The following is a 7,262-nucleotide window of genomic DNA, read 5'->3' on the forward strand; positions in this document are numbered from 1 at the left end:
GAGTGTGGCACATGGCATGATAGAGATATCAATGCTGCTAAGAACATCCTTGCGGTCGGGCTTGACCGTCTAGCTGTAGGAATCCCCTCGGTTTAGCGAGGGGAGGAGGTCAATTTTCTATTAACAAGTCTGTCCTTACTGAGTTGTCATTTCATCATGTCTAAACAACGTACTCCCAAGCTTTCTCGTCGTCCTCAAACTGCCGCAGCTAACAGTACTGAGCAATTAAGACCCACAGGTATAGAAGGCGTTAGTATCTCTGGTGAGCCAGAAATCGCCAAAGCATCGACCCGAGTTATTGCTATCGTTTATGATGGTATGTTAATTTTGGCCTTATTATTTTTGGTAGGGACGGTATTAACCGTGATTGGCACTATGATGACCATGGAAACTGGGGTAACCTCAGATCAGGCACAGACCTTGCCACGTTGGTACCAAAACTTGGTGTTGACCCCAGCTTTCATTTTGACCTTAATTGGCTTTTACGGGCTATTTTGGCGCCGTGCAGGGCAGACTTTAGGTATGCAAACCTGGCGTTTGAAGACGGTAGATGATAACGGCCAACTGCTCACTTGGGGTAATACCATCAAGCGTATTTTAGCCGCTTGTCTGGTACCAGTAATTTGTGGGGCGATTGGCTATGCTTTTCATGGCTCGCGCTCGGTAATGCTGCTCAGTGCTTTTTTTGGCCTGATGTTCAATTATGTTTTTTGTTTGTTTAACCGTGGAGGGCTGGCGGTACATGACATGCTTTCCGGAACAGTAACTTTGAAAATGCCAAAAATTCACCACGAGGGTTTAATTAAGTCTTTGAGAAGCAAGAAAAATAAAGACGAATAAGAATGGCTTGCATTATTCACATGCTCATACAAATCTTTGTCTAATTAAGACAGTAATCCGTATAGGGTAAGGTTATAATTAAGAAATGAATTAAATAAATTAAAATGTATTTATTAATTGCGGTTTTAATTTGAATTTTTTGACTGATTATGGAGCCTATTATGAGTAAAGACAGCGGTGTGAATTTTGATCAAGACATTTTTGCAGCCCTAATCACCAAGCATGATTTGCAGCGCGAACTATGTGATCAGCTTGAAAAAGAAAAAGACAACGACAAGCGTAAAGCCATTTACGAAGAGCTGAAGCTAGAATTACAGGCGCATGCCGCTGCAGAAGAGCGTCATTTATACATTCCTGTGATGCAACATGATGAAGGCTTAGATTTATCACGTCATGCCATTACTGAGCACCATGAGATGGACGAAATGATGGAAACACTGGATGATGGCCGTATCAGTCAAGACACTTGGGACACTACTTGTGCGGATCTAATTCACAAAGTGCGTCATCACTTACAAGAAGAAGAGAATGAGTTCTTCAAAGAAGCCCGTAAGATTTTAGATGATGACTTACAGCAAAGATTAGGCGCTTTATATCAAGTTGAGCATGATGAGTTTGAAAAGACTCACGCTGATGACTAAATAGTAGTGATTATTGCCACACAAACCCGCTAAATAATTTTAGTGGGTTTTTTTCATTAATAAAATATAAGCAAGTTGTAACGACCGGTCTATTTCACTTTAAATTTCTAGATATTACTCCATAATAAACAGAGTAGACGAGGGCAGTCAGATAGGAGTGTAAAGACAGGTTGCCAATCCTCTGCTTCAACAATGATAACTTCGTCCTAACACTATAAGCCGTAACAACAAAACAGGCTAAATTCTGTAAATAACTAAGACAATAATATAAGGAATACTATGGTATACGCTAATTTATTTAACCCCATTGAAATGGGCAGCCAAAGCTTTAAAAACAGAGTATTTATGGCCCCACTCACTCGATTACGCTCAATAGAGCCTGGTGACATGCCTAACATTCTAGCCGTAGAGTATTACTCTCAGCGAGCCGGGGCAGGTTTGGTTATCACAGAAGCCACTCAAGTTTCTCTACAAGCCAAGGGTTATGCCGGTGCTCCGGGCCTACATGATGAGGAGCAAGTTACGGCTTGGAAGGTCATCACTGATGCGGTACATGCCAAGGGTGGCAAAATTGTGGTGCAGTTATGGCACACAGGCTTAGTGTCCCATGAAAGCGTACAGCCCGAAGGTAAAGCTCCAATATCAGCGTCTGACGTTAATGTGGGAGTTCGTACCACTTTACGCGATGATAATGGCAAACCAATACGTGTCGAGGGTACCACGCCTCGCGCAGCCAGTTTAGAAGAGATTGAACAGGTTATCGCGGACTTTGCTCAAGCCACTAAATATGCCAAACAAGCTGGGTTTGATGGGGTAGAGATTCATGGTGCTCATGGCTATCTATTGCATCAATTCTGGGCAGAGCATACCAATAAGCGCGAGGATAATTATGGTGGTAGTCGTGAAAACCGGGCTCGCTTGATGTTACAAGTTATCGATGCGTGTGTTGAGGCGTGGGACAAAAACCATATTGGTATTCGCATCTCCCCTCTAGGCACCTTTAATAGTGTGGATGTGGGTTACAATGATGACGAAGCTATATGGTTGGTTGAGCAAATTAATAAGCGCAGCTTGATGTATCTGCATCTGTCAGAGCCAGATTGGGTTGGTGGGACACCTTATTCCACAGAGTTTCGTCAAAAGTTGCGTCAGGCATTTGATAACAGCATCATTGTTGCCGGTGGCTATACGCCTGAAAAAGCACAGGCCTTGATGGAGGCAGGTTATATTGATGCGGTGGCTTTTGGCCGCGATTATATTGCCAACCCAGATTTGGCAGAGCGTATCGAGAAGGGTGCTACATTGAATGAACAACGCCCTGAAACCTTTTATGGGGGCGGGGTCAAAGGCTACACCGACTATCCTTTTATGGACAAATAATAAAAGCAAATTAGGTGTAAAAACAAAAAAGACCTATCTTTCATAGATAGGTCTTTTTATTTTCAACGGGGTTTAAAACATGAAGGCTAAAACAAGAAGCTAAAAATGGTTTTAGCGAGACTCATTTTGTTGATCGAAATAGCGCATCAAGCCATTAAGCAATAAGCTGTCTTTAATATGAATCGGGTGATTCAGATGTTGGGCCAATAAAGGAGCATCCCCGCCGGTCAAGGTAAATTCATAATTAGGATTGCGCCGTGTTATCTCATTAATGGCCCCGACAATAGACAATAAAATACCTCTATGTACCGCATCAGAGGTGTTTACCCCTTCGCTAATGCTGGTGAAAGTGCCTTCGCTGATACTGATTTGCTTGGTCCCTGAAAATAAGGCTTCACGCTGCAAATAAATGCTTGGAAAAATATAGCCGCCCAAATGGTGAGCATGATCCACCAAGTCTATAGTTAGTGCCGTGCCACAGCCAACAATACATTGACGTTTTTTTCTATCGACCGCCCCCAATATCTGTAACCACCGATCCACCCCCAATTGCCCAGCATCGTAATCACTGGTGAGTAGAGGGTGATGCGCATCTACGTGAACAAATTCAAAAGGAATAGCTAAAGAAGCTAGGGATTCAGCAACTTGGGCATTCACCTCCTCACCGAGCACTGAAGAAACTCCGATAAACTCTGGGGCTAAAGCACTAAACCTATCCGTTAAACCAATTAGCAGCTCTGCAGGGGCTTGCAAATGCTGCTTGGCATCTGAGGTGATGATCTGACCGATATCATCTGCCAGCCAATATTTAAGTCTTGTATTCCCTAGATCAAGCCATAAGTTAGACATAAAGGCCCCGTCTTTTTGTGTTTTAAATGGATAATGTGGGTTAAAAAATAAGGGTTGCGGCAGTTGGTTTATAGCGGCTCTTATTTTATTCGCGGCGTAATAATAGCAGTTTAAAATAAATATTTGTTAATCGATATTCAATGTTGACGTATTTTCTCAACTATCCGCTGTGTCGTGTCTATAATATGACTAGTCTTTTGTTTTGTCTTCCTATAACAACACAGCGGTTTTATGGCTCTCTATTTTAATGTAAACTAAACCAGTCTATCAGATAAATTAACATGTCTCTTGTTGGCATTGGTACTGATGGCTAATAGCAATGACAGACTGGCCTAGCAAAACAAATAAAATGGACCTTGCCATAAGGAATGATATGCCCCCAGCGACTCCCCTTCGTTTATTTAAGCTTAGCGTACTCACGCTAGTGGCTAGCCTGTGTCTAACTTCGCTGTCAGCGAATGCTTTAGACTTGCCGACGATGCAAGCTTTGGCTGAAAATGGTAGCTCAGTTGAACAGTTTAACTTGGGCTGGAGTTACGAGACAGGCAGTGAAGGGCTAGTGCAAGATGATAAAAAAGCAATTGAGTGGTATCAAAAAGCGGCCGAGCAGGGCGATGCAAGCGCTCAATTTAATATGGTGGTGATGTACCATGAAGGTAGAGGCGCCACTCAAGATTTTACAAAAGCAAGGTACTGGTATCAGAAGTCTGCTGCTCAGGGTGATAAAGATGCTCAGTATAATCTAGGCATTCTTTATGAGTATGGGTGGGGTTCCCACTGATTATATTCAGGCTTTTAAATGGTACTTGCAGGCAGCGGAGCAGGGTGATCCGGAAGCACAATACAAAGTCGGTCTGTTTTATGATCTGGGTATAGGGATCAGTCAAAGCTTTTCAAAAGCCGCTGAATGGTATTTGGCTTCAGCTCACCAAGGCTATAAAGAAGCCCAGTATGGGTTGGCTGTCCTATATGATGAAGGGCAAGGGGTCTCACAAGATTTTGATAAGGCCTGTAAATGGTACCTTAAAGCAGCTGGACAGAGAGCAGATGGGGCTTATGTCAATCTTGGGGTCCTGTATTATCATGGCAATGGGGTTGAGTTGGATTACTCCAAGGCAGTAATGTGGTTTTTAATGGCCGCTCAAGAGGGAAACCCAGTGGGTCAGTTAAACTTGGCCATGATGTATGAAAGTGAATTAGGGGTAAAACAAGACTATGAAATGGCTGCTTCTTGGTACAGACGCGCCGCTATGCAAGAAGAAGCCCAAGCCCAGAATAACTTAGGCATACTTTATGATGGCGGCTATGGTGTAGAGCTAGACGCTACTGAGGCGGCTATGTGGTATCAAAAAGCGGCTGAACAAGGTATAGCAGATGCTCAGTATAACTTGGCAATTAGTTATCAAGATGGAGAAGGAGTGCCTCAAGACTTCAAACAAGCTTTAAAGTGGTATGTCAAAGCTGCTGAGCAAGGCTATGGTAAGGCAAGCTTCAATCTTGGAACCATGTATTATAATCGGGATGGGGTAAAACAAAGCTACACTGAGGCTAAGAAATGGTTTCAATACTCTTGTCAAGATGACTATTTCGAAGGATGCGATATTTATCTGGATTTAGAGGAATTGGGATATTAAATTCAGGCAGACTTAGGCATAAAAAAAGACGCCATGAGCGTCTTTTTTTATGGGTAGTACTTTTTACTAACCGCTATGAGCGGTTATTTATTGATGATAGAAAAGATAAAGCCTAGCGATCACTTAAATCACGAGCCACTAACTTTTTAAGCTCTTCAGGAGAAGACCACAGGCCTTCTAAGTCATAGAATTCACGAGCTTGGCGCGTCATGATATGAACGATAACACCGCCCAAATCTACTAAAGTCCAGTCGCTGTCTTTTTCCCCTTCGCGGCCTAAAGGCATAAAGCCTGCTTTTTTGGAAATAGCGCCCACTTCATCCGCCAAAGCATTCACATGACGCTTTGAGGTACCTTCAGCGATAACCATATAATCCATGACGTCTGTCAATTCAGAGACGTGAAGTACGGTAATGTTTTTTGCTTTTAAATCGTTTAGGGCGTCTTGAACCATTTCAAGACATTGCTGTAGTCTTTCATCGCTCATGGGTGTTTTTTGATTTGCGTCTATTGTCATAGCTATCCTATAGGGTTGTCTGTATATACTTTATGACGTTAAAGCCAAAAAATATGTTTTAAAGTTTCGGTAAATTTTAGTTCATTATGAGGGCGTTGGGTCTTGCGTAGGCAGTATGGAAACCATTAACTCAATTAGAATGATATAAATTGTTTTTCATGATATACGAATATACGGAGCGTGGCAAAGCAGATTTTGCAATCTCTGGCCTACCTTGAGCAATTGCTTCCCGTATGGCACTGCTCGATAGGGGCGCTACCATATGTGGATCTATGTATATGCGGCCATGAGTGTGCTGCTTCAAGTCCTCTAAGCAAGAGCTGACTTGGGGTTTTAAGGAGTCGGGTAACAGCTCAGTAATCTCTGCAGCAGATTGTAATTCATTTCTAGGAAATACCCATAGATGAGCAAACTGGGTCAATTTATCGCCATCGCGCCATTTAGGTAAGCTGGCAATATTATCTGCGCCGATAATAAATACCAAGCTGTGGTTAGGATGCTGCTGACGTAACTCAGCCAGAGTATTTATGGTATAGGTAGGCGGCGTTTGCCAGATTTCATGCTCACTAATTGCTAGGTTCAAAGCGGTGGTGTGGCTTTGAGAAGATAAGGTTTCTGCTTGCAACTCTTTAATGGCTACGCTCAGCATATTTAAGCGATGCTCAGAGGCACTGCTGTCTGTTTTTAGCGGTGAGCGCGAGGTAGGCATAAAGTAGGCATTAACGGGATGGCTATCAGCCGCTAATTTTTGATAAACATGGGTTAATAAAGCCAGATGGCTGTTATGAACTGGATCAAAGGATCCGCCCAAATAAACCTCGATAGGCAACAGGCTGCTCTGCTGCTGTGAGCTAGTATTGGAGCTAGATAATTTAGTATTATCAGTATTTAATGTCTGGGGCATTACAGATCCATTATGTGTGCATCACTAAAGCGGGAAGTATCGTCTAGGGTTAAGGGTATAGCTAATTTAGTCACTTAATATCAAAGTTTAACAGCTCTATATAAGGTAAACCTATCTAAAAAAATCTCAGTAATAAAAAGCGGTAGAAAGGGTAGAAAGAATGTATAAAAAGTTACCTCCCCAAAACCAACTGCTACCACAAAAATAAAACTAGCCGACAGATCTGCCGGCTAGTTTTTACTTTTATCACCAGTCGCCGTAAAACCACCCACTTCAGGGCATAGGTATCTACACAATTTATCATTGAGCATAAATTTGATAAAATAGCGCAGTATGGCATAGATAAAATGGAGCTAGATACGAGGCTCATCAAACGATATCAACAACTCGTACACAATCACACTCACCCAAACGGTTATCTACATGCTGGTATGAAAGCAACTATGGATACTAAAAGCAGTTTTGCTCAGACCCAAGCGTTATGGCGATTTGTGCAT

At 42.5% G+C, this 7,262-nt stretch carries 8 protein-coding genes and 1 pseudogene; 6 read left to right on the forward strand and 3 right to left on the reverse strand.

The genetic code is table 11. The annotated features are described in order from the left end of the window. The 4 genes and pseudogenes from A1019T_RS06345 to nemA all read left to right on the forward strand — a co-directional run. Positions 1-96, forward strand: a pseudogene (locus A1019T_RS06345) (RNA-guided endonuclease TnpB family protein); the annotation flags it as partial. 60 nt (positions 97-156) lie between these two features. After that, entirely contained in the window at positions 157-840 is a 684-nt protein-coding gene (locus A1019T_RS06350) for an RDD family protein (RefSeq protein WP_077450905.1), read from the forward strand. 161 nt (positions 841-1,001) lie between these two features. Then, complete coding sequence (locus A1019T_RS06355; protein ID WP_077450906.1) at positions 1,002-1,481, forward strand: hemerythrin domain-containing protein; 480 nt, start codon at positions 1,002-1,004, stop codon at positions 1,479-1,481. Positions 1,482-1,760: 279 nt separating this feature from the next. Further along, positions 1,761-2,861, forward strand: coding sequence for an alkene reductase (gene nemA, locus A1019T_RS06360; protein WP_077450907.1), 1,101 nt, complete (start codon positions 1,761-1,763; stop codon positions 2,859-2,861). A gap of 111 nt (positions 2,862-2,972) precedes the next feature. Here nemA and A1019T_RS06365 read toward each other — a convergent pair whose 3' ends face one another. Beyond that, the gene (locus tag A1019T_RS06365; protein WP_077450908.1) at positions 2,973-3,710 is read right to left on the reverse strand and encodes a pantothenate kinase; all 738 of its coding nucleotides are present in this window, start codon (positions 3,708-3,710) and stop codon (positions 2,973-2,975) included. 373 nt (positions 3,711-4,083) lie between these two features. On the opposite strand from A1019T_RS06365, the gene A1019T_RS06370 reads away from it, so the two are divergent. Continuing rightward, positions 4,084-4,491 (forward strand): tetratricopeptide repeat protein, encoded by a 408-nt coding sequence (locus A1019T_RS06370; protein ID WP_167366844.1) that lies wholly within the window; start codon positions 4,084-4,086, stop codon positions 4,489-4,491. Beyond that, positions 4,466-5,344, forward strand: coding sequence for an SEL1-like repeat protein (locus tag A1019T_RS06375; RefSeq protein WP_077450910.1), 879 nt, complete (start codon positions 4,466-4,468; stop codon positions 5,342-5,344). Before A1019T_RS06370 ends, A1019T_RS06375 begins: the two co-directional genes overlap by 26 nt. 112 nt (positions 5,345-5,456) lie before the next feature. On the opposite strand, the gene rsfS is transcribed toward A1019T_RS06375, so the two are convergent. After that, positions 5,457-5,861 (reverse strand): ribosome silencing factor, encoded by a 405-nt coding sequence (gene rsfS, locus A1019T_RS06380; protein WP_077450911.1) that lies wholly within the window; start codon positions 5,859-5,861, stop codon positions 5,457-5,459. A gap of 130 nt (positions 5,862-5,991) precedes the next feature. Continuing rightward, the gene (gene nadD / locus A1019T_RS06385; protein ID WP_077450912.1) at positions 5,992-6,765 is read right to left on the reverse strand and encodes a nicotinate (nicotinamide) nucleotide adenylyltransferase; all 774 of its coding nucleotides are present in this window, start codon (positions 6,763-6,765) and stop codon (positions 5,992-5,994) included. Positions 6,766-7,262 lie beyond the last annotated feature (497 nt).

Source organism: Psychrobacter piechaudii (genome assembly GCF_900162825.1).
Classification (GTDB): Bacteria; Pseudomonadota; Gammaproteobacteria; order Pseudomonadales; family Moraxellaceae; genus Psychrobacter; species Psychrobacter piechaudii.

Excerpts from the sequence above, each read along its gene's own strand:
- A1019T_RS06350 (WP_077450905.1), top strand. The coding sequence starts at position 157 with ATGTCTAAACAACGTACTCCCAAGCTTTCTCGTCGTCCTCAAACTGCC.
- A1019T_RS06355 (WP_077450906.1), top strand. The coding sequence starts at position 1,002 with ATGAGTAAAGACAGCGGTGTGAATTTTGATCAAGACATTTTTGCAGCC.
- nemA (WP_077450907.1), top strand. The coding sequence starts at position 1,761 with ATGGTATACGCTAATTTATTTAACCCCATTGAAATGGGCAGCCAAAGC.
- A1019T_RS06365 (WP_077450908.1), bottom strand. The coding sequence starts at position 3,710 with ATGTCTAACTTATGGCTTGATCTAGGGAATACAAGACTTAAATATTGG.
- A1019T_RS06370 (WP_167366844.1), top strand. The coding sequence starts at position 4,084 with ATGCCCCCAGCGACTCCCCTTCGTTTATTTAAGCTTAGCGTACTCACG.
- A1019T_RS06375 (WP_077450910.1), top strand. The coding sequence starts at position 4,466 with ATGAGTATGGGTGGGGTTCCCACTGATTATATTCAGGCTTTTAAATGG.
- rsfS (WP_077450911.1), bottom strand. The coding sequence starts at position 5,861 with ATGACAATAGACGCAAATCAAAAAACACCCATGAGCGATGAAAGACTA.
- nadD (WP_077450912.1), bottom strand. The coding sequence starts at position 6,765 with ATGCCCCAGACATTAAATACTGATAATACTAAATTATCTAGCTCCAAT.